We start from the raw sequence: 25,991 nt of genomic DNA on the forward strand, positions 1-25,991 counted from the left end.
CTGGAACAGGCTTCTCGTCAATTTCTTATCCAGAATTCGGGTTAAGCTATCGTTCGAAAACTTCACGCAAAGATCGCACAAAATCACCTCAATTTCTGAAAGTATCCTGTTTTATGATAAATTATATGAGATTTATTAAAGCCCCTACGTTTAGCCAGTAACAGGAATCCTATGCGAAATCGCACATTAGCTGACTTGGATCGCGTTGTCGCCCTCGGTGGCGGTCATGGACTTGGACGCGTGATGTCTTCCCTTTCTTCCCTTGGCGCCCGCCTGACAGGCATTGTAACGACAACGGATAATGGAGGCTCAACCGGCAGAATACGGCGTTCGGAAGGCGGGATTGCATGGGGAGATATGCGCAATTGCCTCAATCAGTTAATCACGGAGCCTACCATTGCTTCTGCCATGTTTGAATATCGGTTCAATGGCAATGGCGAATTAGCCGGACATAATTTGGGTAATTTGATGTTAAAAGCGCTGGATCATTTAAGTGTCCGTCCTCTTGAGGCGATTAACCTGATCCGCAATCTACTGAAAGTTAATGCACAGTTAATTCCCATGTCAGAACAGTCAGTTGATTTAATGGCAATCGATGATCAAGGTAATACCGTTTATGGTGAAGTGAATATCGATCAGCTCAATTGTGTACCACAGGAGCTATCGCTTTATCCCCATGTCAATGCCACTAAAGAAGCATTGGATGCGATTGAGCAAGCAGATTTGATTTTGATCGGCCCTGGCAGCTTTTTCACCAGCCTGATGCCCTTGTTGTTACTGGATGATTTGACGCAATCCCTGCGACGCAGTAATGCGAATATGATTTATATCGGTAATTTAGGCAAAGAACTCAGCCACGCGGCTGCCAATCTATCATTAGCAGATAAACTTGCCATCATGGAGGACAAGATTGGCCGCAAGATGATTAATGCGCTTATTGTCGGCCCGCGTACCGATATTAACCCTTTCAGTGACCGCGTTGTGACACAACAGATTTTGGAAGCGCAGGATATCCCTTACCGTCACGATCGTGAATTATTGCGTCAGGCAATTGAGCATACTCTGCAAAAATTGGGTTAGCATTTCTGGTTGGGTAGCAATATCCATAGATTAGATAGGAATAGAGAGTGAGGCATTCGCTCTCCATCCCAAATTGACTTCGTATTATCAATACATTATAGCCAAAACCTCACAGCCATCCCTTTCAAGACCAGTATTCAGGAATTAGTAATAAATTGCGCCCGCAATGACTGAATCTGGTCACGAATATTGGCCGCCTGTTCAAACTCAAGATCCCGTGCATGTTGGTACATTTTTTCTTCCAGTTCACGGATTTTTCTCTCCAGCCCTTTTGCCGACAGGTTGCGGTAATCATCTGTACCCAAGGTAACTTTACTTTTTCCTTTGGCCTTCCCTTTGCCATTAACCGGCTGACCAATTTTCAGGATGTCACCAATTTTTTTCTTCAAACCTTGCGGTACGATGCCGTGCTCTTGGTTAAATGCCTGCTGTTTAGCACGACGACGTTCTGTTTCTTCAATAGCTCTTGCCATCGAATCTGTAATTTTGTCACCATATAAAATGGCCTTACCATGCAGGTTACGTGCTGCACGACCGATGGTCTGGATCAGTGAGCGCTCTGAACGAAGGAAACCCTCTTTATCCGCGTCCAAAATTGCTACAAGGGAAACTTCCGGCATATCCAAACCTTCACGCAATAAGTTAATGCCAACCAAAACATCAAATTCACCGAGGCGAAGATCACGGATAATTTCCACTCGCTCTACGGTATCAATGTCAGAATGGAGATAACGTACTCGCTCACCATGTTCTTCCAGATATTCCGTTAAATCTTCCGCCATGCGTTTGGTTAAAGTTGTGACCAACACCCGCTCATTTTTTGCCGCACGGATACGAATTTCAGACAATAAATCGTCCACTTGGGTTGACACAGGACGAACTTCAACTTCAGGGTCAATTAGCCCCGTCGGACGCACAACTTGTTCAACAACATCATTGCCCGCTTTCTCCAGTTCATAATTGCCAGGTGTGGCTGAAACATAAATGGTTTGCGGCGCCAGAGCCGCAAATTCCTCAAACCGTAATGGACGGTTATCCAACGCTGACGGCAAACGGAAGCCATATTCCACCAATGTTTCCTTGCGGGAGCGATCCCCTCGGTACATTCCACCAATCTGTGGAATGGTGACATGGGATTCATCCACCACCAACAAACCATCTGCCGGCAGGTAGTCAAACAACGTTGGAGGTGGTTCACCGGCAGAACGTCCAGAAAGATAACGGGAATAGTTTTCAATACCAGAGCAGTAGCCCAGTTCATTCATCATTTCGAGATCGAATTGTGTTCGCTGGGTGACACGCTGTTCTTCCAATAATTTATCTGACGCCAACAGGATTTTGCGCCGTTGTTCCAGCTCAATCTTAATCTCCTCCATCGCCTGAAGGATACGTTCACGCGGTGTCACATAGTGGGTCTTGGGATAGATGGTATAACGCGGCACATGGTACTCTATCTGTCCCGTCAGCGGATCAAACAGGGAAAGGCGTTCGACTTCATCATCAAACAATTCTACGCGTAAAGCACGTTCATCCGATTCTGCGGGAAAAATATCGATGACTTCACCACGTACCCGAAATGTTCCGCGCTGGAATGCCTGATCATTACGGGTATATTGCAGTTCCGCTAAACGACGCAAGATAGTGCGCTGGTCAATTAACATGCCCTCAGTTAAATGAAGCATCATTTTCAAATAGCTATCAGGATCACCTAAACCGTAAATCGCGGAAACAGAAGCTACTACGACGACATCACGGCGTTCCAGCAAAGCTTTCGTTGCGGACAGTCGCATCTGTTCAATATGTTCATTCACTGAAGCATCTTTTTCGATAAAAGTATCGGAACTGGGTACGTAGGCTTCTGGTTGGTAATAATCGTAATAGGAAACAAAATACTCCACTGCATTCTCAGGGAAAAACGCTTTCATTTCGCTATAGAGCTGTGCCGCCAGTGTTTTATTGGGAGCAAGGATCATGGTGGGTCGATTTAAGTTTGCGATAACATTGGCAATCGTGAAAGTTTTACCCGATCCCGTTACTCCCAGAAGTGTTTGATGAGCCAGTCCATCTTCTAACCCTTCCTGCAACTGTCTGATAGCCGATGGCTGATCACCTGCCGGTTTAAAATCAGAGTGTAACTTAAATACTTTATTCGTTTCTTTGCTCATTTCCCCACGCCATCCATACACTGACAAAATTATTTTTATCATACTGGATAAAAAACCAGCTTCAAGTAAGTTGGCAAAATAATGTTATTGCTTGGATGTTATTAACCTTTGCTTAACATCAAAGGTAACTATTTTTATCCCCAGATAATGATCTTGCTTTTTCCTATTTTTGTATTAACGACGGAAATGATAAGACACTGAATAGCAAAGTGATACAAAAAGGAATTGATTTTATTTAACACATTGATATTGATTATAAAAAAATCCAAGTAGAGAATAACATCAAATCTGGCGCAAGCCGCGTATTGCCTTGCTCGAGGATACTTTTCTAAAACTAATACACAAGGTTATCCACAGGAATAGTGGATAACTCAGCAAAACCTATTAAGCATAGGCGGTTGCAGAGTTATCCCCACTTATACATTTTTTCAATAGTGGAATATTTTTATGCTGCTTTAGGATTGATCCACGTTATTTGTTGATCAAAAATGGCGCAATCGTTGTTGAAATAAAATACCTTCTACGTCATACCATCGATTAAAGCACAATCCTAAGTATGAATTTTAACTAACCCAAAATAAACAATTAGTTAACCAAAGAATCAATTGCAATATATTTTCCTGTGTTATTTTTATCATATGATTCATTCAGATAAGGAATGATTCCCAATAAAGGGGCGGGGATCATGCGCTCCAGTGTCTTCAAATAAGCAACCTGACGTTTGCCGGCGGGTTCAATTTCATTGGCAACCCAGCCTGCTAACTTTAGCCCTGCATGCTGAATTGCCTTTGCGGTTAATACAGCATGGTTGATACAGCCCAATTTGACACCAACTGTCAAAATTACCGGTAAATTCTCCTGAATCACCCAATCGGCAAAAGTCGTATTTTCCGATAATGGTGTATACCATCCTCCTGCGCCCTCAACCAAAACCCAGTCAGATTTTTTTACCAGTACTGCCAAACCTTCCGATAAAACGGAAAAATCTATTGGTTGATTAAGTTCCGCACTTACAATGTGTGGCGATGTCGGTTCCATAAATACCAGCGGATTCACTTCCCGATAAGTGAGTGGCACCGTACTATTACGCTGCAAGGCCAGCGCATCGCCATTACGTATTCCTTCTGATGTCATTTCACTTCCTGATGCCACAGGTTTATAACCGGCAGTCAAATATCCCTTCTCATTAGCCGCTTGCAGCAAGGCACAACTCACCACTGTTTTACCTACTTCTGTATCAGTTCCTGTAAGAAAGTATTTACTTGTCACAATAAATGACTCCAAAAACAATTTGATAGCTTAATGGGTAATCCCCATTGTTTCGTGGGTAGGCTTCTGCAAGAGCATTGAGACGTTTTCTCGTCATTAATCCCTGCGGGCGACCATGATGAAGGTGTGTTGCGCCAATCCCTTTTAGGGAATTCAGTAAAGGCAACAGTTGTGGGTAGCGCTGGTAATATTTCCGGTTAATGACTTTATACCGATAGGGTTGACATGCCTGAGTAATTGTTCGCAATGGCAGAAATTGATTAATATGCTGATAATCATCCACTCGCGCCCAAGCGGTTGCCAATTCATTCAGTGAACCCTGTGCAAGGGTAGAAAATACGATAAGACCACCGCTACGGGTAACACGATAAAATTCGCGCAATGCACATGACAAATCATTGCACCATTGTACCGCCAGATTGCTGAAACAGATATCTACGCTGTTATCCGCTAACCCCAAATGTTCGATATCCCCTTGCAAGTAATAGTCAGCAACTTGCTGCCTTTTTGCATGGCCCAACATACCGGAAGCCAAATCCAGTGCGGTAACCTGTTTACCCTGCTGTTTCCAACGAGCGCTAAAAAAACCGGTTCCACACCCAGCATCCAATACCTGCATACCGATATTTTCCGCTTGTGCCAATCCCATCAAATACTCACCGGTTTGTTGTTGTAACTTAGCCACCGTGTCATATTTGGCAGCCGCACGTCCAAAAGCACCAGCAATCGCCCTCTTGTCAACAGATTTAACAACCAGATCCATGCAACGCCTCCAGTAATGCATCAATGTCATACCGTGTGTGGCTTGCTGTCAACGTAATACGCAACCGCGCACTGTCAGGGGAAACTGTGGGTGGAAGTATTGCCTTAACCCACACTTTTTTTTGTTTAAGTACATGAGACAATGCGGTACAACGCTCATTGTCACCAACGATTAATGGCTGGATAGCCGTTTCTGAATTCAGCAATGCAAAAGGCAGATGCTGTGCTTCGCGACGAAAATAACGGATGTTGTTTTGCAACCGCTGACGCAATTCATCCCCAGCCCTGATCTGTCGTACTGCTTCGGAAAGTGCCACTGCCTGCGCAGGTGGCATTGAGGTGCTGTAAATCAGATGTCTGGCGTATTGGAGCAGATATTCTGCGGTTTGTTCATCACATAACATTGCGGCTCCACTCAATCCAAATGCCTTGCCGAAGGTGACGATCAGAATCTCCGGTTTAACATTTTGCATCCAGCAACTGCCGCGCCCTTCATCACCGTGAATGCCGATACCGTGGGCGTCATCCACCATCAACCAACTTGCCGTCGATTGTGCTTGCTGGGCAATAGCATTAAGTGGTGCATAATCCCCATCCATACTAAAAACACCTTCCGTGACCACCAGCGTTTTACCGGTACACGTTTTTGCCAAATGTTGCTGCAAAGAACCCATATTATTGTGCAGAAAACGCCGAAGTTGTGCGGGAGAGTGTATTGCTGCTTCGAGCAACGACGCATGACTCAGTCGATCAGCAATAATACGATCTTCCCCTTCCATCAAGGCCGCAATCACCCCTTGATTAGCGGCATAACCGGAAATAAAAAGTAAAGCACGAGAATATCCCAGCCATTCTGCAAGCTGTTGTTCCAGCGCATGATGTGCGGCAGTGTAACCCGTAACATGCCCTGAGCCGCCACTGCCCACACCATATTGTTGGGCACCTTGCTGCCAGGCAGCAATAATCTGGGGATGTTGGCTCAAGCCAAGATAATCGTTACTGGAAAAATTAAGATATTGGCCATCCGCAGTGGATAATAAACGCCCATCAGCGCCGTGATGGATTTGCCTGTTACGCCATAGCGGGGTGCCCCGACGTTCGGCCAAACGCAGGGAAAGAAAGTCTGACCAGCTCATCATATTGCCGCATTATAGAATTGTTCGTTATCAGCATTATGAATAATGGCTTCCGTCAAGTTCTGCTGTTGTTGATTGTCACCAAATGCCGTCTTTGTCTGTTGAGGATTGATACCCAAGCGGCGGAACAGTTGCAGATCTTTATCTTCATTCGGGTTTGGTGTGGTTAGCAATTTACAGCCGTAGAAAATGGAATTAGCCCCTGCCATAAAGCACAGTGCCTGAGTTTGTTCATTCATCTGTTCACGTCCTGCGGATAAGCGGACGTGAGATTTTGGCATCATGATCCGTGCTACAGCGATGGTGCGAATAAAGTCAAAAGGATCGACATCTTCATTGTCTTCCAATGGCGTTCCTTTGACTTTTACCAGCATATTAATCGGTACACTTTCCGGCGGCTTAGGCAGGTTTGCCAATTGCACCAATAATGCTGCCCGATCGCGAATTTGTTCACCCAAACCAACGATACCGCCAGAGCAGACTTTAATCCCTGCATTTCGGACATTACCTAAAGTGTCCAGTCTGTCCTGATAACTACGAGTGGTGATGATATTGCCGTAAAATTCTGGCGAAGTGTCCAGATTATGGTTGTAATAATCCAGGCCTGCCTGCGCCAAACGCTGTGCCTGAGATTGATTCAACATGCCTAACGTCATACAGGTTTCCATCCCTAGTGATTTGACTTCGTTAACCATTTTTTCCAAATACGGCATATCACGCTCATGTGGGTTTTTCCAGGCCGCCCCCATGCAGAAACGGGTTGAACCCGCATTTTTCGCTTTGCGCGCTGATTCAATGACTTTTTCCACTTCCATCAACCGCTCTTTTTCCAGGCCAGTTTTATAGCGGGAACTTTGTGGGCAGTATTTGCAATCCTCTGGACAAGCCCCTGTTTTTATCGAAAGCAGTGTACTGACCTGTACTTGTTGTGGATCAAAATATTCGCGGTGTACTTGTTGTGCCTGAAATAATAATTCGAAAAAAGGTTTATCAAACAATTTCTGTGCTTGACTGATTGTCCATTGTTGACGCTCGCTCACAATAACATCTCCGATGTAAAAAATGTTGTCAGTTTAAATAACACCATTATCATGTCAACCAAAATGAATGATAAAAGGTTTACATTAAAGTTGTTATGACTCCTTCAGATCTTGAATTCGACCAGCGCCATATTTGGCATCCGTATACCTCAATGACAGACCCACTTCCTGCCTATCCTGTCGTATCAGCCACCGGTGTGGAGCTGGTTTTATCAGACGGGCGTACATTGATTGATGGTATGTCTTCATGGTGGGCCGCTATCCACGGTTATCATCATCCTGCCCTCAATGAGGCAGCAAAATCACAAATCGATAAGATGTCCCATGTTATGTTCGGCGGCATAACTCACCCTCCTGCAATTGAACTGTGCAAGCAATTGGTGGCAATAACACCTGATTCTTTAGAGTGTGTTTTTTTGGCGGATTCTGGCTCTGTCGCCGTAGAAGTCGCCCTGAAAATGGCATTGCAATATTGGCAAGCCAAAGGGAAAAAACGCCATCGTTTCCTGACCCTGCGCCACGGTTATCATGGTGACACTTTCGGAGCCATGTCTGTCTGCGATCCAGACAACTCTATGCATAATTTGTACAAAGGCTATCTCCCCAATCATCTGTTTGCCGATGCCCCGCAATGCCATTTTGGTGATAAGTGGCAAGCAGAAGATATCAATTCTTTGCAACGATTATTGTTGCAATATCATGATGAAATCGCCGCTGTCATTTTAGAACCTATTGTTCAGGGTGCCGGCGGGATGCGGATTTACCATCCTGAGTATCTGCGACAGGTTCGCCAGCTTTGTAATGAATATCAGATCTTGTTAATTGCAGATGAGATTGCGACCGGATTTGGACGGACTGGCAAGCTATTTGCCTGTGAACACGCGCAAATCGAGCCGGATATATTGTGCTTAGGCAAGGCATTGACGGGAGGATATATGACATTATCCGCAACACTGACTACCCGCCACGTTGCCGAAACTATCAGCCAAGGTGAAGCAGGCTGTTTTATGCATGGCCCAACTTTTATGGGAAATCCTCTGGCTTGTGCCGTCGCCAGTGCCAGCCTGAAATTACTTGCTGACAGCCCATGGCAACAACGTATTCAATCAATTGAAAATCAATTAAAAGCGGAATTATTTCCGTTCAAGTCATACAGTTTAGTCAAAGATGTTCGGGTTTTGGGCGCGATAGGCGTGGTTGAAATGAAACAACCCGTCAATGTCGCTTCATTGCAACGCCATTTTGTTCAACAAGGGGTATGGATCAGACCATTTGGTCGATTAATTTATCTGATGCCACCTTATATTATTCAACCAGAACAGTTAACGAGGCTGACAAATGCCATTGCGGGTGCAATAAATTAAAGAAGAATATATTCAGTCATATATCCATTTATATGACTGAAACAAATAGATTCATTATATTTCTAACAAAAAACAAATCATATTAAATGCATTACCAAACGTCAATCCCTGACAAATATTAATTACTAAAACAGGGGCTATTACATCACCTAAAAATAAATTATTTGATATATTCATGATGAAACCACGCTTATTTAAACAAAGAGGAAAACAACATGAATAGAGAAAATTTTTTCACATCCCCCAATAATGAAACACAAGATGTCTTTGAACTATCTCAAAATAGTTATGAGCAAGAAATTTCGCATTATGAAGCTTTGGTAAAAGAAAAACCTGAATTAGCTCACCTGTTTGTTGAAAATACCCAACCAGATTCATTAACCAGCCCAACTCTGAACCAAACAGAATTTGTTAGTGGGTATTTTAACATTAACACATATTATCAATATGGCGGTTTACCCTTTACCCAAATATCTTCTAACTCCACGATTATTGGGCACGATCCCAATATAGGAAAAAAGACGAATTTCAATGGCTATATTAATGGTGTATATAACACACCAATATTGAATTTTAATAATATTCATCTTGGAGGCGTAGTCAAATATCCTTACTCCATTATTAATACACCATTAAACATTCAACTTTATATTTATCCAAGAAATATTATCTTACGTCTTTTAAAAGGAAATGTTTATTTGGGGGATTTATATTCTGTACAACAGAATCACATATTAATCACATATCCTATTGTTTTACCGGGTGTAGGGACGTTTAATTTGATTTAATATCAATTAATCGCGTTAATTTTTTATCTTATTTTTGGCAAATAAGTATTTTCGCCAGTCACATAGCCAAACTATATGGCTGGCGTGATCACGGTTTATATTCGCAAATATTGCTATGCCTATATTGCCAATATTGTCACCCACATCGGACCTTCACCAACTGGATAGCACGCCAGTTGGGTCAATTCCCCTGAATATGGTTCAATACGTGATACTGAAATATGATCCGATTTCTGCCCCGATGCAATCAGGAAATGACCACTATGATCAATGGCGAAACCACGCGGTTGGGTCTCTGTCGAATAATGCCCGACTAATGTCAGGTGATAACCATCTTCTGAAACGCGGAAATGGCTGATCAGGCTTTCTGAACGCTCGCTGGTATAAAGGTGTCGGCCATCCGGTGTAATGTGAATATCCGCTGACCAACGAACGTTGGAAAAATCTGTTGGCAACGAATCAATTGATTGCACAATGCGATATTTTTCCCATTGGCGCAGAACATCAACGGTTGAATCCAATTCATTAATGCAATAGATGGCCTGTTTTTTCGGATGGAATGCCATGTGGCGCGGGCCTGCACCTGCTGCTGTCGTAATTTCATCTGTCCGGCTTTCTGTCAGATAACCTTGCTCATCCAAATTGAAAATACGAATATGATCTTCTTTCAAACAGGGAACCAGCAGTTGACGATTTTCCCGATCAATATTAGCAGAGTGTGGCGCTTGCAGACCTTCTACAATTTGGCTTGAGGCTTTAACGATCCCATTTTCATCAATAGGATGAACGCTTAAGTTATTGAAGCTGTAAGAGGCAGAAAATAAAAAACGCCCTGTTCTGTCAGTAGATATATGGGTCGGGCTACCCGTCAATGGTGCAATGGCTTGCTGTTCAAGGCTGCCATCTTCCCCAATAGCATAAGTTACGATACTAAATTGAGGACGAATTCCCACATATAAGTGTTTGCCATCAGGGTTGACAACCATTGGCTGTACTTCACCTGGTACATTTACGGTCTGGAGAAGCGAAAGCTCCCCTGTCACATTAAGCGACCATACGTGAATTTGTCGGCTGTTTGGGCTGGCTGTATAAACCACCTGTTTCATGTTCTCTCCTTAATACTTCATTGCCATTTCATTGATCTGTAACGATTATGGAAAAACTTTAACTGCTAAACTGCCTGTACAACGGTTTAACTATATTCAACTAACGTATAATATTTTGTTTATATCATAAACAATCTGAGGCTAACCCATGTCATATCGCGTTATCGCGCTGGATCTCGATGGAACACTGCTCGATCCACAAAAACGTATTCTGCCAGAATCATTGGCTGCCCTAAATGAAGCCCGCCAGTCAGGTATCAAAGTTTTGATTGTAACCGGACGTCATCATGTTGCCATCCATCCTTTCTATCAAGCGCTGCGACTTGATACACCTGCCATCTGTTGCAATGGAACTTATTCCTATGATTATCATGCAAAGAAAATTTTGGCTTCTAACCCACTTTCCATCCATGAAGCCTCTCAAGCACTTTCCTATCTGCAAGATACAGAAATTCAGCATCTGATGTATGTTGATGATGCCATTTTATATCAATTTCCTCACACTGTAGTCCGAACCCTTGCATGGTCGGATTCTCTGCCTGAGCATCAGCGTCCGAATCTCCAGCAAACAGGGAGTTTTCAAGACGCAATCCACAATGTCAGTGCGATTTGGAAATTTGCCACCAGCTCACCCAATTTAGCGAAATTGCGTGAGATTAGTGAACAAATTGAGGAAAATGTTGGCCTTGAGTGTGAATGGTCATGGTTTGATCAGGTCGATATCGCCAAAAAAGGCAATAGTAAAGGCATGCGGTTACAACAATGGGTGGAATCGCAAGGCATGAGCATGAAAGATGTGATTGCCTTTGGTGATAATTATAACGATCTCAGTATGCTGGAAAGCGCCGGACTGGGCGTCGCTATGGGTAATGGGGTTGATGCCGTCAAAGAGCGGGCAGATATTGTCACGCGGGATAATACCCAACCCGGTATCGCTGAAGTCCTGAGAAAATACGTACTGTAGAGCTTGTACATCAGTTTGTGTAATTACCTTTTGGCATCCATTCACTGGGAGCAAATCAGTTCACTGCTGTGCTCCCTGCTTCCTACATATTTATCAGTGACGATCCAACGAAACACTCTTTATCTGTGCATATAGCCATTGCCCTGCCCGCAGATTAAGCTCTTCCCGCGCCCAAGGCGTAATTCTCGCCCACAAGCTATGTTCACTTAGTGCTAATTTAACATCAACCTGGCCATTATTATCTTCAAAATACTCCATGACTTTTACTTGCAAGGTGTTACGGATGCTGCTGGTTTTTGGCGGTTCCAAAACTAAGGAAACGTCTGATGCATCAACGCGGATATGTAGATCAGTCCCCGGAGCAGCATTAATTTGTGGCAACCAAAGGAGCTTGTCAGCCACGGCTACTGCGGTCATTTGATAACGTTGATGATGTTCCATAACAGAAACTTTCAGTATGCTACCCAGACTCTCCTTTTGCAGCCACGGGCGCAGGGCACTACTCGACCAAACCTCTTCCAGGGTTCCTGTTGCCCTGATTTTTCCTTTGTCCATGACAATGACATTCTCTGCCAGCCGTAAAATTTCATCCAAACTGTGACTCACATAGAGGATCGGAATTTTGACATCTTCGGACAACTTTTCCAGATAAGGCAATAACTCACGCTTACGTGGTAAATCCAATGATGCCAATGGTTCATCCATCAGCAGGATTTCAGGGGCAGTTAGTAATGCACGGCCAATGGCTACCCGCTGTTTTTCTCCGCCAGATAACGTAATGGGAAAACGTGACAATAAATGTTCAATCCCTAGCAGGCCAATGATGCTGTCAAACTGCGGTTTCATCTCAGATGCCATGCCATATTGTAAGTTTCCTTGCACGCGATAATGCGGGAAAAGGCGTGCATCCTGAAAAACGTAACCAATCCGGCGCTTTTCTGGTGGCAAAAAGATATTTTGTTCGGTATCCACTAAGGTAGAGCCGTTTAAAACAATGCGACCTTTTTGTGGATGATTTAACCCCGCAATCACATTGATCAATGAGGTTTTTCCTGCCCCTGAAAGCCCAAATATGGCGGTAATGCTGTCTGTTGGTAAAGTGGTGTTAACCTGCATGTGCAGCTCACCCAAACGCTGCTCAAAATCCAGTTCTAACATGCTGCCCCCAAACGTTTTCTGCCCCAACGTGTCAGCCATTCGGAAAGCATCAATGAAATCAGTGCCAATGCAATTGCAATTACGCACAGACGAGCAGCGGCTGTTTCAGCACCTGGCATTTCTAGCAATGTATACATGGCAAGAGGAATGGTTCGCGTCTCCGCCGGAATATTTGAAACAAAGGTAATGGTGGCACCAAATTCCCCCAGTGACCGTGCGAACGCTAATACCGCACCAACAATGATGCCGGGTAGTGACAACGGCAGAGTAATGGTGAAAAAGACTTTAAATGCACCTGCTCCCAATGTACGTGCCGCCTGCTCCAGGCGCCGATCGACACTCTCCAGTGATAACCGAATAGCCCTGACCATCAGCGGAAAAGCCACCACAGCCGACGCCAATGCCGCACCTGTCCAACTAAATGCGAAACTGACGCCAAACCAGTCATAAAGGTATTCACCAATGACTCCACGTCTCCCCATACTAATGAGCAACAAATACCCTACCACCACTGGTGGTAATACCAGTGGCAGATGGATCATGCTGTCAAGCAGGGATTTCCCAAAAAACTGGCAACGAGCCAGTATCCATGCCATTAATATCCCGAATGGCAAACTGAATAACACCGCAATCCCTGAGATTTTTAAGCTCAGTAAAATTGCCTGCCATTCATATTCACTTAATATCTCCAAAGTTCAGTTCCTACAGTGGATTAAAACCGTAACGTTTAAAAATCGCAGCAGCTTCAGGGGTTTTAAGGTAATCATAAAAATCACGAACAGCCTGCTTTTCATGGCCTTTGATTATTGCTATCGGATATTCCACCGATTTATGGCTTTCTGGTGGGAAAACACCCACAACTTTCACTTTATTGCTGGCAACTGCATCAGAACCATAAACAATGCCCAGCGGAACTTCGGCTCGTTCTACCAACGCCATACCGCTGCGCACATTGTTAGTACGTGCTATCAGTGGATTAACCGTATCCCATGCATTCAAATATTGCAGCGATTCTTTAGCATAAATACCAACGGGCACATGATCAGGATCGCCAACCGCTAACCGCCCGCCTGCCAGCAAAGATTTCCATTTTGTTTTTTGGTTGATCTCCACTTGATTCAAGTGACTCTCTTTAGGCGCAATCAGGACAAGCCGGTTACCCAATAAAGTATGACGAGTATTTCCGACAATTAATTGTTTACCAGACGCATAATTCATCCATTGTTGATCGGCAGAAATAAAAATATCCGCAGGTGCTCCCTGTTCTATCTGGCGCGCCAATGTCGACGATGAAGCATAGGAGGCAACAATATCGCCATGTTTCTCTTTTTTATACTGTACAGCAATCTCATCCAACGCATTAGTTAAAGAAGCCGCCGCAAACACCGTCACTTTATCTGCTGCCCAACCATTTCCGGCAAACGCAAAAGTGACCACTATTCCTGCCAGCAACTGATAAACTTTATTCTTCATTTTATACTCACCTAAGTTAATCAATATGGTGCGTTGTATATAACAAGATACAACGTTAAATGAAAACGCTATTCTTAGATTAATCGGCAAGTTGTGAGCCAGTTTTAGCTTTTATATTGATCTCAATGCAACAATTACATATGAAAAGTTAGATATGAAGAGAAGGTAGGAATTGATGATTACCCGGATAACCGGGTAATAGAAATTGTAAAGATTGAGACTATTGACTGGTATTTTCTGTTTTGGAGATCCTATTGAATAATCCCCCAAGCACGTAAATCAATGCCAAAATAGCAGCCATCACTACGGGAACCATGATCAGTGCAAACCCCATACTTTTAAGCAATTCAAACATGTTAACCTCATATCCTGAGTGACTAACAAATTAACTGAGTCATATCTGAAACTGACACAACACAGACATTAATTTCGTTATTCTAGACAATAAAACAGTAACAGTAACCGCCGAAACGTGCGATTCTTATGATTATGTTGTAAAAAACTTTCAAATAGTTGCCCTAAATAAATCACTATGCAAGCCCAAATATTGTTAACACTGAAATTGCAACAACGTCTGTTCGCTGATCCCCGGCGCATTAAGTTGCTTAAACTCATTAAAGTCACTGGTTCTATTAGCCAAGGTGCAAAACAGGCTGGGATTAGCTACAAGAGTGCCTGGGATGCCATCAATGAAATGAACCAACTCGCCGATGAGATTTTAGTGGAACGCGCAACGGGTGGAAAAGGCGGTGGTGGTGCCCAACTGACCCATTATGGTGAACGTCTGTTGCAACTTTATGACTTATTGGAGAAAATTCAACAAAAAGCGTTTGATGTCCTGAAAGAGGATTCTCTGCCCTTAGACAGCTTGCTCGCGGCTATATCTCGTTTTTCATTACAAACCAGCGCCCGCAATCAATTTTTTGGTACGATCACTGGACGTAGCCACGCCAATATTCAACAACATGTTCGGGTTTTGCTGGCAGATGGTAAAACATCAATCTATGCGGCTGTAACGGAACAAAGTGCCAATCGGCTGAATTTAGTCACCGGAAAAGAAGTGTTGGTATTGATTAAAGCGCCGTGGATAACTTTAACCAAAGATCTGGCTCCTGCTGTTTCATGCGAAAATATCCTGTCCAGCCAGGTTAGACATATTGAAACAGGAACAGAATACAGTGAAATTATTCTGACACTTGATGGCGGTGAGTCCCTTTGTGTTACGTTATCTAACCAAGACGTGGCGCGTTTGCAGCTCCAGCCCCACGATCCTGTTACGGCTCTTTTCAATGCCGACAAGGTGATTATTGCCACCTTATGTTAACTCGATTAAATCTAAGAAGGGAACTAAAGTGCCGTTTGTCCCTCCCTGGCATCAGCAATTAATCTAGCACGATTACGTCAGTGTACTCGTTCATCATGTAATGCGTTGCCAGAATCAAATAATTAATACCTATATTCTATTCATACAGGCTCCATAAAGGGTGCCCCTTATACCCACCACAAAAATCGTCATCAAAGTATAAAGGGCGGCTCCCCTAATTTGTGATTACATCATTCCTGCGCTACCGCAAATGCGAATTTTAGTTTCAACCACCTTGCGCATTGCCTCTTTACCCGGTGTGATATATTTGCGCGGATCGTTTGCATCCGGGTGTTCAGCAAAGTACGCTTTAACCGCGTCAGCAAAAGCAATTTTCAGATCTGTCGCCACATTCACCTTACAGATCCCGAAATTAATCGCACGCCGAACCATCTCTTCAGGAATACCCGATGCGCCATGCAGTACCAGAGGAATATCAACCTGCTGCCTGATAGCGGCCAGACGATCAAAATCGAGGTGTGGCTCTCCGTGATATAGGCCATGCGCTGAACCTATCGCAACCGCCAGTGAATCAATACCTGTACGGGCAACATACTCTTTCGCAACTATAGGATCAGTATAGAAGCTATCTTTGCTATCAACAGCTAAGTCATCCTCCTGCCCACCGAGCCTGCCTAATTCTGCCTCAACACTAACATCGTAGTTCTGACAAAACCGAACCACACGGGATACCACCTCGATATTTTGCTCAAAAGGCAAATGTGAACCATCAATCATTACAGAACGGATACCGGACTGCACCTTATGACAGATATCATCATACTCTTCATGGTGATCCAGATGCAGTGCTACCGGCAGATGGTTAATATGCGCCGCTTCACGACAGATAGACACCATATATTCCAACCCTGCGTAGGTAAAGGTGCCGGGTGTTCCCGCCAATATCACCGGTGATGACAGTGCGGCGGCGGTTTCTACCACCACCTGCACTGTTTCAAGGTTATGGACATTAAAGGCAGGTACAGCATATCCGCCCCGCTGCGCTTTTTTCAGCATTTCCCGGTTAGAAATCAGATACATGCTATCTCCTCAGATACCATCAATACCCTGTGATGCCTGTCTTTCACGCTGCTGCTCATGCCACAGGCTAGTCAGCCCACGATGTCCGCATTCCAGTGCCATGTCACGAAACTCAGTGGCTGTCATACCATCACGCTCAAGCATCATTTCCGCAGCCATTTGCATATTGGTGCCAGTAATGACCTGATATGCAGGATGATTTAATGCCATCTGCGCAGCCTGTCTGAACGGAGAGCCGCCGAGTAAGTCAGTGAGAAAAACCAACCCTTCACCCTGATCACATTGGCAGCACGCAGCTTCCAGTGCTTTTTTCAGTGTCTCAGTACACATGCCTTCTGGAAAATCCACCGCTACGCACTGCATTTGCGGGCCAATAACCTGCTCTACTGCCTGCAACAAACCGCTGGCAAAACCGCCATGTCCGGTTATCACTACACCTAACATCTGCGCTCCTTATAGAAAACCGACTAACTTACCAACAAGCCCGAATACCACTGTGATACCAATCAATTTCACAGGTGATGCTCCCTTCTTCATCAGCCAGTAAACCAACAAAGTAAAAGCCAGAGGCAGCAAATTAGGCATCACTTTATCCAGTACATCCGTCTGTAGAGCGAGCTTTGCCTCACCAGCTTTTAAAACTAACGGGGTGGAAAGATGAACGTAGGAAGCCACCAGCGCACCTATTACTGTCATACCGACAATTGATGCCGCATGAGAGATGTTCTTGGTGTGCGCTTTTAGCATAGCAATCGCTTTGATTCCCGTCCGGTAACCGTAATGCGCGAGTCCGAAACGCAGGGCAAAATGTACGATGTTGAACATCAGCAAAAAAATAATGGGTCCGAATAAACTGCCCTGTAGTGCCAGAGAGGCACCAATACCGGCACAAATAGGTAGTAGTGTTAACCAGAATAAAGCATCACCAATTCCGCCTAAAGGTCCCATCAATGCAACTTTCACAGCACGGATGGTAGACACCTTCTCTTTGCTCCTTTCCATCGCCAGTACAAGCCCAGACAAAAAAGTGACGTCAAAGGGATGGACATTGATAAACTCCATATGCATTTTCATGGAGTTGGATAAGTCCTGTGGGTTTTTATGGATCTTACGCAGTGCGGGTATCAGGGTATATAGCCAACCCCCTGCCTGCATACGTTCATAGTTAAACGATGCCTGTAATAGTAGTGAGCGCAGCGCCATTACGTTAATATCGCGGTTTGTCAGTTCGGGACTGGACTCACTATCAATATAGTCATCCCGATCAACCTGGCTGGTTGCTATGGCATGAGCCACTTTCTGTTCCGCTTTTGCCGCCAGCGCTTCATCTGAGTCATTAAATGCCATCGTTCATCTCCTGTGTGGTGGTCTGAGAGCCAACACTCTGATTGTCGTTGCGGGTACGATTAAAGAAATCAATCAGTGCGATTGCGAATGCGCCGAGTGCTACTGCAATAATCGGCATATTCAGGAAAGTCACAGAAATAAAACCCAGGATGAAGTAAGCCACATAGGTTTTTTTCATCATGAACTTCATCAGTAATGAGAAACCGATCGCAGGCATCATTCCCCCTGCTACCGCAAGGCCATCAAGTAACCATTGTGGCGCTTTCTGAACCATTGTACTTGCCGCATCTGCACCGAAATAGATAGGCAGGAAAGCAACAATAAAGTAGAAAAAGAACAGAATGAGCATACCGAAATAGTTAACCCATTCGACACCACGCCAGTTCAGTTTTTTCACCATTTCATCGCACTTGTGCATCATAGGCGAATAGACAGTAAACAGCAGTGTGATACAACCCTGTACGGCTATCGAAAATGGCACAGCTATCCCTATCGCTACTTTCGGATCGGCATGGGTCATGATCGCAAACGTTGTCCCAATTATTCCGCCAATAACCACATTAGGCGGCTGTGCTCCGGCCAGCGGCACCAGTCCCATCCAGACCAGTTCCAGCGTTCCGCCAACTAGCAGACCGGTCTGTACATCCCCTAAAATCAGGCCAACCAAAGGACCAATCACCACGGGACGGTGAATGTGAGTCAATCCGTTGAACAGATCAACACCTGCGATCCCTGCCAATAAGGCTATAAACAATGCGTCAGTAAGCATACTGACCTCCTCAGCTAATCAGCTTAGAGACGACTTCACCCGTTTCATCCGGCACCCGACGGATTTCGCAAATGACGCCCAATTTATCCAGCTCACGGAATGCATTGACATCAGCATCATCAACAGAGACCGTTTTGTGGATCTGTTTTTTTCCTTCCGAGAAATGCATATTTCCGACATTGACAAACTTGATAGGAACACCTCCTTTAACCAGAGTCAGTACATCCTGAGGTGTTTTGCAGACAATAAAAATTTTCTGCCTGTCCGCCGCTTTATGGATTACATCGATTGTTTTCTGCAATGTGAAATAGCGGGTTTGCACACCGTCAGAGACCACCATATCCATTAAAGATTGGGCAACAGGGTCAGCGGCTGCTTCATCATTTGCCACCACAACCAAATTCGCATCCAGTGAATTTGTCCAGGTCACGCCAACCTGACCATGAATCAAACGATTATCGATTCGGGTCATTAATATGTTTGGGGCAGACATACTCACTCCTATTATCATTTAGTCTATTGGTAAGGGTATAATTGGACACCTTTTACAACCCGATTAACTTCCCCTGTCGGGCAAGGATTATCGGGTGATAAGTTATGTGACAACGAAGTATTGAAGGCCAACAACTGGAAAAAGATAAGATATGGAAACATTAGCCAAATATCAGAAAGTTCGCCATTTAGTTCAACTGCTCCCGATAATGGCAGGCTGCTAAGCGGAATAATCTGTTTTGCCCGTTCATCATGTTTCAGTTCATTGAGCAGATCGATATCATAACGGCGGCAATACGTTTCAGCCGACAGCATCACGACAACTAAGGTATTTTCATCGATCATGAATTTAGGCCCGTGACGTACACCGAGTGTAGAGTCAAAACGGGTTGCCACTTTACCGGCTGTCAGTTCGAGCATCTTCAGGGCACCTTCTTCCGCGATACCGGTAAAACAGCCGGAACCCAATGCTACCATTCTGCTGAAACCGGACTGTGATACTTTCTGAACCAGCGGTAGCCACTCTGAAAAACACTTTTCACAAAGAGTTGCCATCTTTTCGACTAACTTACCGGCTCGTGCAAAATCCAGTTTGCCAAGCAGTAGCAATGTCGCCAACATCATGCAACTAAAGCTGGATGTCATTGCAAAGCTACGATCATGAGAACCTTTAGGCATAATCAGCGAACAGGCATTGTTTTTGCCCTCTGCGTGCTTGACCTTTGCATAATGGGCAAGCGCACCATCGGGATTACAGGTCAGTATCAAGTGATAAACATCATCTGCCAACTGATCCACCAGCTCAATTGCACCAACACTTTCAGGGCTGTTACCAGAACGAGCATAGGAAACCAGTAAGGTCGGCCGCTGTTTTTCAAGATACTGCCACGGTGCCGGCACAATATCCGTTGACGCATAGGCACAGACATTCAACCCACAATGTTCACGTAACCACGGAGCCATCGCCTTACCGACAAAAGCGGAAGAACCGGCACCACAGAGGATAATCTGTAAATCAGGCTTAACTAACAAGGAAGACAAAAAAGGCTGCCACTGTACCGCGCTGGACTCTAGTTCACGATAGAGTTCACGCCATAAACGAGGTTGATGGACTATCTCCTCTGCGGTAAAAAGTGCATTGTGCTTTTCCAGCCATGATTGTGAATATGACAGTATTGTCCTCATGCCACAGCCCCTTCATTCAGTTCTTCGCACGCTAGCGCGTACTGAAGCAAAACGCTTCTTACTTTATCCATCACCCACACTTTCGGATCATGTTCCAGACGCCCTTCTTTTACAGCTTTGGCCTGTTCAGGCAAATATTGGCTCAGCATCGACAGAGGTATTGGATTAGTACGCAGGTTATTCAAAAGCTTACTGACTGCTGTTTCTGCCTCTGGCTCTGCCCAATAGTAACGGATGCGGTCACTAAGACTATATTGGCGGTCGATATATCGCTGATGCGCACTGCCTTTGTAATAAGGACTCCAATGCTGAGGCTGTTCATACATGATTTGCTCCAGCGTACTGTGCAGGTGAGCTGCATTCAGCTCACCATTCCATTCACGGTCTAGCTTATCGAGAGCAAACAACCCCTCACGCAGGGCAAACGTCAGCGCAGGCCCTACCTTTAGAATGGCAAAGTGGTCACGCACCAATTCACGGTAAGCACGCGGAGTCTGATAATCTGTAGAATGAGCTTCATAGACCAAATGGGGGACAGTTTCGATAAACTGGCTTAATGTTTGTGCTTTCGCTGAGTTGTAATGTTCAACATGATGATGATCAAACTCGACGCCAGGCTGAACCACCAAGCCAATAACCCGCGGCCAGACATCCGCTAAACCGTGTTCTTGCCACGCGTGTTGATGAACTTTCAGCGTCGTTTCTGCTGCCTGAGGTGAAGTGATCTGCATCCCTTCCATTGACTCCCTGGCACCTCCCGGTACAGGAACTTCAGTGCCAATCACATAAACAGGTCGTTCACCACCATGCTCGCTCCAACTGCGCTCGGCAACCTGACACAACTTCGCTGCACGGGATGCCACGATTTCATCACTAAGCGGTACCGCATCATCAGCACAGGGCATTGAACAATCGAGGTGAATTTTCTTGAAACCTGCCGCAACATAATCGTAAATCAGTGTTTCAGAGAGCTGCATAGCCTCTTGTGCACTACGGTTTTGCCATGCATTAGGTCCCAGATGATCACCACCGAGCCAGACTCTTTCGCGGGAAAGCTCTATTTTGTCAGCAATTTTCCAGACCATTGCACGGAAATCTGCCGGTTGCATTCCGGTATATCCACCGAACTGATTAACTTGATTAGAAGTTGCTTCAATAAGTACCGAGGAATTTCGCTCTTTGGCAAGGCGAATTGCACTTTCCAGCACCCAAGGATGAGCCGAACAAACAGAGTAAATCCCAACGTTCTCGCCTGATTTGTGGCGACGGATCAACTGTAATAGTGGCTGCATAATATCTCCAGTCTATTTAGATATGGTTAAAAACGTTACGTTTTTAATTAAAATAGATATTTCCTATTCATCAACCACAATAACGTCGCCACCAAAGACAATCAGTATCCGACGATAACCCCAGCTTCAAAGTCAAAACTATTTCCCTAGGAAACAATTACAGCAGAGTAGGGATACTGAAAATGTGATCCTTATTAAAATTCATTTTTAAAGAAAAATTATTCCGAAAATCATTTCATTTTCATTCAAATTGAAAGTATGGCCTTTCATTCAGCTTATTCATTTTTATACTTAAAGACGGTCAGGAACTGGAATTAAAGGAATTAACAAGTGGAAGATGCAGGAATAAATATAGAAATAACACTTGGATTCACATATGAAGTGACTGAGATCACTTTAGGTAAAGTTTATCCAGCTATATTTTCTTTGCTAAAGGAGTAATCTATTCAATAACTTCTATTGCATCCAAAAGATATAAATTTATCTTGAAAATAGATATGATTTGACAACATAATTTATTTTTAAGGAGGCTTGCTTTCCATTGGAAAGTGGGCTTTTGAGGAAAGGTTATTTTACCTAAGTATATATTTTAAACATCAGATAGTGACTCTGGTATGGGTAAAACGTTAATTTTTCAATCTAAGTTACAAGACAATCCCTGTATTAACTGCGGTGCTTGCTGTGCATATTTTCGTGTTTCATTTTATTGGGCTGAAGCTGAGGATGGTGGCGGTACAGTTCCCGTATCTATGACCGAAAAATTAAATGATTTCATGCGCTGCATGAAAGGCACAAACGAAGCTCATCCCCGATGTATCAATTTATGCGGTGAAATTGGTAAATCGGTTTCCTGTTCTATCTATGATAAAAGACCTTCTCCTTGCAGAGAATTTCCCCAAGCCTGGGAAAGGGAAAATTATAATGAAAGTTGTGATCGTGCCAGAGCTGCTTATGGCCTTCCCCCTCTGCCAAAACCTCAAACATAGTTGATACTCGTTTGATAGTAGTCGAATAAAAAACAGAATATTTCACTCAGATAGTATTCAGGAGATATTGTTCTAAGGTAAGCGGAGTTTGATAAGAAATTTTGGAGTGAAGTGGTGGGCGATACCAGATTCGAACTGATGACCCCCTCCTTGTAAGGGAGATGCTCTACCAACTGAGCTAATCGCCCACTTCATATCTTGATACCTAAATGGTGGGTCGTGCAGGATTCGAACCTGCGACCAATTGATTAAAAGTCAACTGCTCTACCGACTGAGCTAACGACCCAATTAGGTAATTCTGATTTTGATATCTAAATGGTGGGTCGTGCAGGATTCGAACCTGCGACCAATTGATTAAAAGTCAACTGCTCTACCGACTGAGCTAACGACCCAATTAGATAATTTTGATTTTGATATTTGAATGGTGGGTCGTGCAGGATTCGAACCTGCGACCAATTGATTAAAAGTCAACTGCTCTACCGACTGAGCTAACGACCCATTCTAAATATCAGTGTGATACTAGATACGAAACAACCCGATGAAGTGGTGGGCGATACCAGATTCGAACTGATGACCCCCTCCTTGTAAGGGAGATGCTCTACCAACTGAGCTAATCGCCCACTTCACGATGACTATTAACGACATCAATACCACTGATTTATGATTGGTGGGCGATACCAGATTCGAACTGATGACCCCCTCCTTGTAAGGGAGATGCTCTACCAACTGAGCTAATCGCCCAATCATAAAATCATTTTTTATCACTACGAGAGATATGGTGGGCGATACCAGATTCGAACTGATGACCCCCTCCTTGTAAGGGAGATGCTCTACCAACTGAGCTAATCGCCCCGTCGTGATGGAGTCGCATTATAGGGATAGTTCGAAGTGAGTCAACGCTTTTTATCACTAAAACAATCGTTCGTCGTAAAATTAAACAGAATGAAACAATTATAATCACGCAATGGTATCATTTAAGCTGCTTATTTTAGCTTTTCTCAATAACCTACCGTTAACGCCATTGAGGAATTAAGGTGCAGTGATAAAATAACCCCCACTGTTGTTACTTCAATTGTTACATCAATCATCCAACACGCTCTCTAATAGAGAAACGTAATTAAGGCAATTCCTGATGAGTAAAATTAAAACCCGTTTTGCACCAAGTCCTACTGGCTATCTGCATGTTGGTGGTGCGCGTACTGCTCTTTATTCCTGGTTATACAGTCGCCACAATAAAGGTGAATTTGTTCTTCGCATCGAAGATACCGATCTGGAACGTTCTACTCAAGAAGCCATCGACGCAATTATGGACGGAATGAACTGGTTAAATCTGAATTGGGATGAAGGCCCTTATTATCAGACCAAACGTTTCGACCGTTACAACCAAGTTATTGATGAAATGTTGGATCAAGGTACTGCTTACCGTTGCTATTGTTCTAAAGAGCATTTGGAACAATTGCGTGAAACTCAGATGGCGAATGGTGAAAAACCTCGCTATGACGGGAAATGCCGTGATAGCGAGTGCCAGCATAGTCACGATGAGCCACACGTTGTACGTTTCCGCAATCCACAAGAAGGTTCTGTTATTTTTAATGATAGCATCCGTGGTCCGATTGAATTCAGTAACCAAGAACTGGACGATTTGATCATTCGCCGTACCGACGGTTCACCAACTTATAACTTCTGTGTGGTAATTGATGATTGGGATATGGAAATCACCCATGTTATTCGTGGTGAAGACCATATCAACAATACCCCACGTCAGATCAATATCCTGAAAGCACTCGGTGCCCCTGTTCCAGAATATGCCCATGTTTCTATGATCCTCGGCGATGATGGTAAAAAACTGTCCAAACGCCACGGTGCAGTCAGCGTAATGCAATACCGTGATGATGGTTATCTGCCAGAAGCGCTGTTGAACTATCTGGTACGTCTGGGCTGGTCACATGGCGATCAGGAGATTTTCAGCGTCGAAGAAATGACTGAACTGTTTAGCCTCGATGCTATCAGCAAATCCGCCAGTGCATTCAATACAGAAAAATTGCAATGGTTGAACCATCATTACATCAATACCCTGCCAGCAGAAAAAGTTGCTGTACATTTAGCATGGCATATTGAACAGCAAGGTATTGATACTCGCACAGGTCCAGAACTGGTTGATTTGATCAAACTGTTGGGTGAACGCTGCAAGACACTAAAAGAAATGGCTGAATCTTGCCGTTACTTCTATGAAGAGTTTGCCGAATTTGATGCGGATGCTGCGAAAAAACATCTTCGCCCGGTAGCTCGCCAGCCATTAGAAGTTGCCCGTACGAAACTGGCAGCGATTACTGAATGGACACCTGAGAATATCCATCACGCTATTCAGGCGACGGCTGACGAACTGGAAGTAGGTATGGGTAAAGTTGGTATGCCACTGCGTGTTGCTGTAACCGGTGCTGGCCAGTCGCCGAGTGTTGATGTAACAATCCACGCGATTAACCAAGCACGTTCATTAGCGCGTATTGATAAGGCCCTGGATTATATTGCTCAGCGTGAAGCATAATAAATCGTCATTTACCGATGTTGCGTCAATACAGTGGCGTAAATAATGTGAATAATAAAGGCACTCAATTTATGCAGTGCCTTTAATTTGCTCTCCAAACTTGGTTTTTGGCGGCTTTTTCAGCGTTTACACAGAGAACATTAATGAATTCATTGACAGAATTCTCTGGGTTTCATATGATCCGCCCCGTTCCACAGGATTTTGATTTGGGGCTATAGCTCAGCTGGGAGAGCGCTTGCATGGCATGCAAGAGGTCAGCGGTTCGATCCCGCTTAGCTCCACCAAATATTTATCTTACTCATCAAGGTAATCAGTATTTGGTATTCAAAACCTGAACCACATTTGTGGGGCTATAGCTCAGCTGGGAGAGCGCTTGCATGGCATGCAAGAGGTCAGCGGTTCGATCCCGCTTAGCTCCACCAAAATTCTGAATCCCTGAAAATGAAAATTTTCAGGGATTTTTTGCTTTTATGCTACTGTTTATCTACTTGCATACGTTTCATTGGATGACTATTCACGTAAGATATTAACGTCATTTCCATCAACTCGCCCAGCTTTCCCTGTGGGAACTCCCCCTTGCGAGCAAACCAAAGTAGATACTCTTCCGGCAAATCAATTAACATTCGTCCTTATATTTACCAGATGGCATAGCTGTATTCGCTATTT

24 protein-coding genes, 9 tRNA genes and 1 pseudogene are annotated in these 25,991 nt (G+C 44.2%); 9 read left to right on the forward strand and 25 right to left on the reverse strand.

The genetic code is table 11. The annotated features are described in order from the left end of the window. Nucleotides 1-171: 171 nt before the first annotated feature. The gene (locus Xish_RS02525; protein WP_099116569.1) at nucleotides 172-1,080 is read left to right on the forward strand and encodes a gluconeogenesis factor YvcK family protein; all 909 of its coding nucleotides are present in this window, start codon (nucleotides 172-174) and stop codon (nucleotides 1,078-1,080) included. Nucleotides 1,081-1,217: 137 nt separating this feature from the next. On the opposite strand, the gene uvrB is transcribed toward Xish_RS02525, so the two are convergent. The 5 genes from uvrB to bioB form a co-directional block, all read right to left on the reverse strand. Further along, the gene (gene uvrB, locus Xish_RS02530) at nucleotides 1,218-3,245 is read right to left on the reverse strand and encodes an excinuclease ABC subunit UvrB (protein ID WP_099116570.1); all 2,028 of its coding nucleotides are present in this window, start codon (nucleotides 3,243-3,245) and stop codon (nucleotides 1,218-1,220) included. A gap of 585 nt (nucleotides 3,246-3,830) precedes the next feature. Beyond that, nucleotides 3,831-4,514, reverse strand: coding sequence for a dethiobiotin synthase (bioD, locus tag Xish_RS02535; protein WP_099116571.1), 684 nt, complete (start codon nucleotides 4,512-4,514; stop codon nucleotides 3,831-3,833). Further along, a complete protein-coding gene (gene bioC, locus Xish_RS02540; protein WP_099116572.1) occupies nucleotides 4,504-5,277 on the reverse strand; it encodes a malonyl-ACP O-methyltransferase BioC in 774 nt (257 codons plus the stop codon). Before bioC ends, bioD begins: the two co-directional genes overlap by 11 nt. After that, complete coding sequence (gene bioF, locus Xish_RS02545; protein WP_099116573.1) at nucleotides 5,261-6,412, reverse strand: 8-amino-7-oxononanoate synthase; 1,152 nt, start codon at nucleotides 6,410-6,412, stop codon at nucleotides 5,261-5,263. The genes bioC and bioF overlap by 17 nt, the downstream gene beginning before the upstream one ends. Then, on the reverse strand, nucleotides 6,412-7,452 hold the full coding sequence (bioB, locus tag Xish_RS02550; protein WP_099116574.1) for a biotin synthase BioB: 1,041 nt from the start codon (nucleotides 7,450-7,452) through the stop codon (nucleotides 6,412-6,414). Before bioB ends, bioF begins: the two co-directional genes overlap by 1 nt. Before the next feature lie 95 nt (nucleotides 7,453-7,547). Here bioB and bioA point away from each other — a divergent pair, with 95 nt between their 5' ends. Then, the gene (bioA, locus tag Xish_RS02555; protein ID WP_099116575.1) at nucleotides 7,548-8,816 is read left to right on the forward strand and encodes an adenosylmethionine--8-amino-7-oxononanoate transaminase; all 1,269 of its coding nucleotides are present in this window, start codon (nucleotides 7,548-7,550) and stop codon (nucleotides 8,814-8,816) included. A gap of 215 nt (nucleotides 8,817-9,031) precedes the next feature. Next, a complete protein-coding gene (locus Xish_RS02560; protein ID WP_099116576.1) occupies nucleotides 9,032-9,604 on the forward strand; it encodes a hypothetical protein in 573 nt (190 codons plus the stop codon). Between the two features lie 119 nt (nucleotides 9,605-9,723). Here the strand turns inward: Xish_RS02560 and pgl are convergent, their stop codons facing one another. Then, complete coding sequence (pgl, locus tag Xish_RS02565) at nucleotides 9,724-10,710, reverse strand: 6-phosphogluconolactonase (RefSeq protein WP_099116577.1); 987 nt, start codon at nucleotides 10,708-10,710, stop codon at nucleotides 9,724-9,726. Between the two features lie 148 nt (nucleotides 10,711-10,858). On the opposite strand from pgl, the gene Xish_RS02570 reads away from it, so the two are divergent. Next, complete coding sequence (locus Xish_RS02570) at nucleotides 10,859-11,674, forward strand: pyridoxal phosphatase (RefSeq protein WP_099116578.1); 816 nt, start codon at nucleotides 10,859-10,861, stop codon at nucleotides 11,672-11,674. A 93-nt stretch (nucleotides 11,675-11,767) separates the two neighbouring features. Here Xish_RS02570 and modC read toward each other — a convergent pair whose 3' ends face one another. From modC to Xish_RS02590, 4 genes are all read right to left on the reverse strand, one after another. Continuing rightward, nucleotides 11,768-12,832 (reverse strand): molybdenum ABC transporter ATP-binding protein ModC, encoded by a 1,065-nt coding sequence (gene modC / locus Xish_RS02575; protein WP_167383279.1) that lies wholly within the window; start codon nucleotides 12,830-12,832, stop codon nucleotides 11,768-11,770. After that, nucleotides 12,826-13,518, reverse strand: coding sequence for a molybdate ABC transporter permease subunit (modB, locus tag Xish_RS02580; RefSeq protein ID WP_099118641.1), 693 nt, complete (start codon nucleotides 13,516-13,518; stop codon nucleotides 12,826-12,828). Before modB ends, modC begins: the two co-directional genes overlap by 7 nt. A gap of 16 nt (nucleotides 13,519-13,534) precedes the next feature. Then, a complete protein-coding gene (gene modA / locus Xish_RS02585) occupies nucleotides 13,535-14,305 on the reverse strand; it encodes a molybdate ABC transporter substrate-binding protein (protein WP_099116580.1) in 771 nt (256 codons plus the stop codon). 220 nt (nucleotides 14,306-14,525) lie between these two features. Continuing rightward, nucleotides 14,526-14,660: an AcrZ family multidrug efflux pump-associated protein gene (locus Xish_RS02590; RefSeq protein WP_099116581.1), complete on the reverse strand. Its 135-nt coding sequence runs from the start codon at nucleotides 14,658-14,660 to the stop codon at nucleotides 14,526-14,528. Nucleotides 14,661-14,837: 177 nt separating this feature from the next. On the opposite strand from Xish_RS02590, the gene modE reads away from it, so the two are divergent. Then, complete coding sequence (modE, locus tag Xish_RS02595) at nucleotides 14,838-15,629, forward strand: molybdenum-dependent transcriptional regulator (RefSeq protein ID WP_099116582.1); 792 nt, start codon at nucleotides 14,838-14,840, stop codon at nucleotides 15,627-15,629. A 225-nt stretch (nucleotides 15,630-15,854) separates the two neighbouring features. Here the strand turns inward: modE and Xish_RS02600 are convergent, their stop codons facing one another. Genes Xish_RS02600 through Xish_RS02630 form a run of 7 tightly spaced genes read right to left on the reverse strand, consistent with a single transcriptional unit; the run spans nucleotide 15,855 to nucleotide 21,794 of the window. Further along, nucleotides 15,855-16,709, reverse strand: a complete 855-nt coding sequence (locus Xish_RS02600) for a tagatose bisphosphate family class II aldolase (protein ID WP_099116583.1) — start codon at nucleotides 16,707-16,709, stop codon at nucleotides 15,855-15,857. A gap of 9 nt (nucleotides 16,710-16,718) precedes the next feature. After that, nucleotides 16,719-17,153 (reverse strand): PTS galactosamine/N-acetylgalactosamine transporter subunit IIA, encoded by a 435-nt coding sequence (gene agaF, locus Xish_RS02605; RefSeq protein WP_099116584.1) that lies wholly within the window; start codon nucleotides 17,151-17,153, stop codon nucleotides 16,719-16,721. A 9-nt stretch (nucleotides 17,154-17,162) separates the two neighbouring features. After that, entirely contained in the window at nucleotides 17,163-18,056 is an 894-nt protein-coding gene (locus Xish_RS02610) for a PTS system mannose/fructose/sorbose family transporter subunit IID (protein ID WP_099116585.1), read from the reverse strand. Then, nucleotides 18,046-18,825, reverse strand: a complete 780-nt coding sequence (agaW, locus tag Xish_RS02615) for a PTS N-acetylgalactosamine transporter subunit IIC (protein WP_099116586.1) — start codon at nucleotides 18,823-18,825, stop codon at nucleotides 18,046-18,048. The genes Xish_RS02610 and agaW overlap by 11 nt, the downstream gene beginning before the upstream one ends. A 10-nt stretch (nucleotides 18,826-18,835) precedes the next feature. Continuing rightward, nucleotides 18,836-19,318 carry a PTS N-acetylgalactosamine transporter subunit IIB gene (gene agaV / locus Xish_RS02620; RefSeq protein WP_099116587.1) on the reverse strand — a complete coding sequence of 161 codons (483 nt, stop codon included), beginning with the start codon at nucleotides 19,316-19,318 and terminating at the stop codon, nucleotides 18,836-18,838. Between the two features lie 23 nt (nucleotides 19,319-19,341). After that, nucleotides 19,342-20,502 carry an SIS domain-containing protein gene (locus Xish_RS02625; RefSeq protein ID WP_099116588.1) on the reverse strand — a complete coding sequence of 387 codons (1,161 nt, stop codon included), beginning with the start codon at nucleotides 20,500-20,502 and terminating at the stop codon, nucleotides 19,342-19,344. Further along, the gene (locus tag Xish_RS02630) at nucleotides 20,499-21,794 is read right to left on the reverse strand and encodes a D-tagatose-bisphosphate aldolase, class II, non-catalytic subunit (protein ID WP_099116589.1); all 1,296 of its coding nucleotides are present in this window, start codon (nucleotides 21,792-21,794) and stop codon (nucleotides 20,499-20,501) included. The genes Xish_RS02625 and Xish_RS02630 overlap by 4 nt, the downstream gene beginning before the upstream one ends. Nucleotides 21,795-22,408: 614 nt before the next feature. Here Xish_RS02630 and Xish_RS02635 point away from each other — a divergent pair. Further along, nucleotides 22,409-22,780, forward strand: coding sequence for a YkgJ family cysteine cluster protein (locus Xish_RS02635; RefSeq protein WP_099116590.1), 372 nt, complete (start codon nucleotides 22,409-22,411; stop codon nucleotides 22,778-22,780). A 112-nt stretch (nucleotides 22,781-22,892) separates the two neighbouring features. Here Xish_RS02635 and Xish_RS02640 read toward each other — a convergent pair. The 7 genes from Xish_RS02640 to Xish_RS02670 all read right to left on the reverse strand — a co-directional run bounded on the left by Xish_RS02640 (nucleotide 22,893) and on the right by Xish_RS02670 (nucleotide 23,632). Then, a tRNA-Val gene (locus Xish_RS02640) sits at nucleotides 22,893-22,968 on the reverse strand. A 22-nt stretch (nucleotides 22,969-22,990) separates the two neighbouring features. Next, nucleotides 22,991-23,066: transfer RNA gene (locus Xish_RS02645), tRNA-Lys, on the reverse strand. Nucleotides 23,067-23,096: 30 nt separating this feature from the next. Continuing rightward, nucleotides 23,097-23,172, reverse strand: a tRNA-Lys gene (locus tag Xish_RS02650). Nucleotides 23,173-23,202: 30 nt separating this feature from the next. After that, nucleotides 23,203-23,278, reverse strand: a tRNA-Lys gene (locus tag Xish_RS02655). A 46-nt stretch (nucleotides 23,279-23,324) separates the two neighbouring features. After that, a tRNA-Val gene (locus tag Xish_RS02660) sits at nucleotides 23,325-23,400 on the reverse strand. A 45-nt stretch (nucleotides 23,401-23,445) separates the two neighbouring features. Further along, nucleotides 23,446-23,521 (reverse strand) — tRNA-Val (locus Xish_RS02665). 35 nt (nucleotides 23,522-23,556) lie between these two features. Continuing rightward, nucleotides 23,557-23,632: transfer RNA gene (locus Xish_RS02670), tRNA-Val, on the reverse strand. 280 nt (nucleotides 23,633-23,912) lie between these two features. Between Xish_RS02670 and gltX the strand changes: the two genes are divergently transcribed. From gltX to Xish_RS02685, 3 genes are all read left to right on the forward strand, one after another. Further along, a complete protein-coding gene (gene gltX / locus Xish_RS02675; protein WP_099116591.1) occupies nucleotides 23,913-25,325 on the forward strand; it encodes a glutamate--tRNA ligase in 1,413 nt (470 codons plus the stop codon). A 208-nt stretch (nucleotides 25,326-25,533) separates the two neighbouring features. Next, a tRNA-Ala gene (locus Xish_RS02680) sits at nucleotides 25,534-25,609 on the forward strand. A gap of 62 nt (nucleotides 25,610-25,671) precedes the next feature. Next, nucleotides 25,672-25,747: transfer RNA gene (locus tag Xish_RS02685), tRNA-Ala, on the forward strand. Nucleotides 25,748-25,798: 51 nt separating this feature from the next. On the opposite strand, the pseudogene Xish_RS02690 reads toward Xish_RS02685, so the two are convergent. Then, a pseudogene (locus tag Xish_RS02690) lies at nucleotides 25,799-25,974 on the reverse strand (putative quorum-sensing-regulated virulence factor). Between the last annotated feature and the right edge of the window lie 17 nt (nucleotides 25,975-25,991).

This window comes from Xenorhabdus ishibashii (assembly GCF_002632755.1).
GTDB classification, from domain to species: domain Bacteria; phylum Pseudomonadota; class Gammaproteobacteria; order Enterobacterales; family Enterobacteriaceae; genus Xenorhabdus; species Xenorhabdus ishibashii.

Excerpts from the sequence above, each read along its gene's own strand:
- bioA (WP_099116575.1), top strand. The coding sequence starts at position 7,548 with ATGACTCCTTCAGATCTTGAATTCGACCAGCGCCATATTTGGCATCCG.
- Xish_RS02600 (WP_099116583.1), bottom strand. The coding sequence starts at position 16,709 with ATGTATCTGATTTCTAACCGGGAAATGCTGAAAAAAGCGCAGCGGGGC.
- Xish_RS02570 (WP_099116578.1), top strand. The coding sequence starts at position 10,859 with ATGTCATATCGCGTTATCGCGCTGGATCTCGATGGAACACTGCTCGAT.
- Xish_RS02525 (WP_099116569.1), top strand. The coding sequence starts at position 172 with ATGCGAAATCGCACATTAGCTGACTTGGATCGCGTTGTCGCCCTCGGT.
- gltX (WP_099116591.1), top strand. The coding sequence starts at position 23,913 with ATGAGTAAAATTAAAACCCGTTTTGCACCAAGTCCTACTGGCTATCTG.
- Xish_RS02635 (WP_099116590.1), top strand. The coding sequence starts at position 22,409 with ATGGGTAAAACGTTAATTTTTCAATCTAAGTTACAAGACAATCCCTGT.
- modE (WP_099116582.1), top strand. The coding sequence starts at position 14,838 with ATGCAAGCCCAAATATTGTTAACACTGAAATTGCAACAACGTCTGTTC.
- pgl (WP_099116577.1), bottom strand. The coding sequence starts at position 10,710 with ATGAAACAGGTGGTTTATACAGCCAGCCCAAACAGCCGACAAATTCAC.
- bioC (WP_099116572.1), bottom strand. The coding sequence starts at position 5,277 with ATGGATCTGGTTGTTAAATCTGTTGACAAGAGGGCGATTGCTGGTGCT.
- modC (WP_167383279.1), bottom strand. The coding sequence starts at position 12,832 with ATGTTAGAACTGGATTTTGAGCAGCGTTTGGGTGAGCTGCACATGCAG.
- agaF (WP_099116584.1), bottom strand. The coding sequence starts at position 17,153 with ATGTTAGGTGTAGTGATAACCGGACATGGCGGTTTTGCCAGCGGTTTG.
- Xish_RS02610 (WP_099116585.1), bottom strand. The coding sequence starts at position 18,056 with ATGGCATTTAATGACTCAGATGAAGCGCTGGCGGCAAAAGCGGAACAG.
- agaV (WP_099116587.1), bottom strand. The coding sequence starts at position 19,318 with ATGTCTGCCCCAAACATATTAATGACCCGAATCGATAATCGTTTGATT.
- modA (WP_099116580.1), bottom strand. The coding sequence starts at position 14,305 with ATGAAGAATAAAGTTTATCAGTTGCTGGCAGGAATAGTGGTCACTTTT.
- agaW (WP_099116586.1), bottom strand. The coding sequence starts at position 18,825 with ATGCTTACTGACGCATTGTTTATAGCCTTATTGGCAGGGATCGCAGGT.
- Xish_RS02590 (WP_099116581.1), bottom strand. The coding sequence starts at position 14,660 with ATGTTTGAATTGCTTAAAAGTATGGGGTTTGCACTGATCATGGTTCCC.
- uvrB (WP_099116570.1), bottom strand. The coding sequence starts at position 3,245 with ATGAGCAAAGAAACGAATAAAGTATTTAAGTTACACTCTGATTTTAAA.
- bioF (WP_099116573.1), bottom strand. The coding sequence starts at position 6,412 with ATGAGCTGGTCAGACTTTCTTTCCCTGCGTTTGGCCGAACGTCGGGGC.
- Xish_RS02630 (WP_099116589.1), bottom strand. The coding sequence starts at position 21,794 with ATGCAGCCACTATTACAGTTGATCCGTCGCCACAAATCAGGCGAGAAC.
- Xish_RS02560 (WP_099116576.1), top strand. The coding sequence starts at position 9,032 with ATGAATAGAGAAAATTTTTTCACATCCCCCAATAATGAAACACAAGAT.
- Xish_RS02625 (WP_099116588.1), bottom strand. The coding sequence starts at position 20,502 with ATGAGGACAATACTGTCATATTCACAATCATGGCTGGAAAAGCACAAT.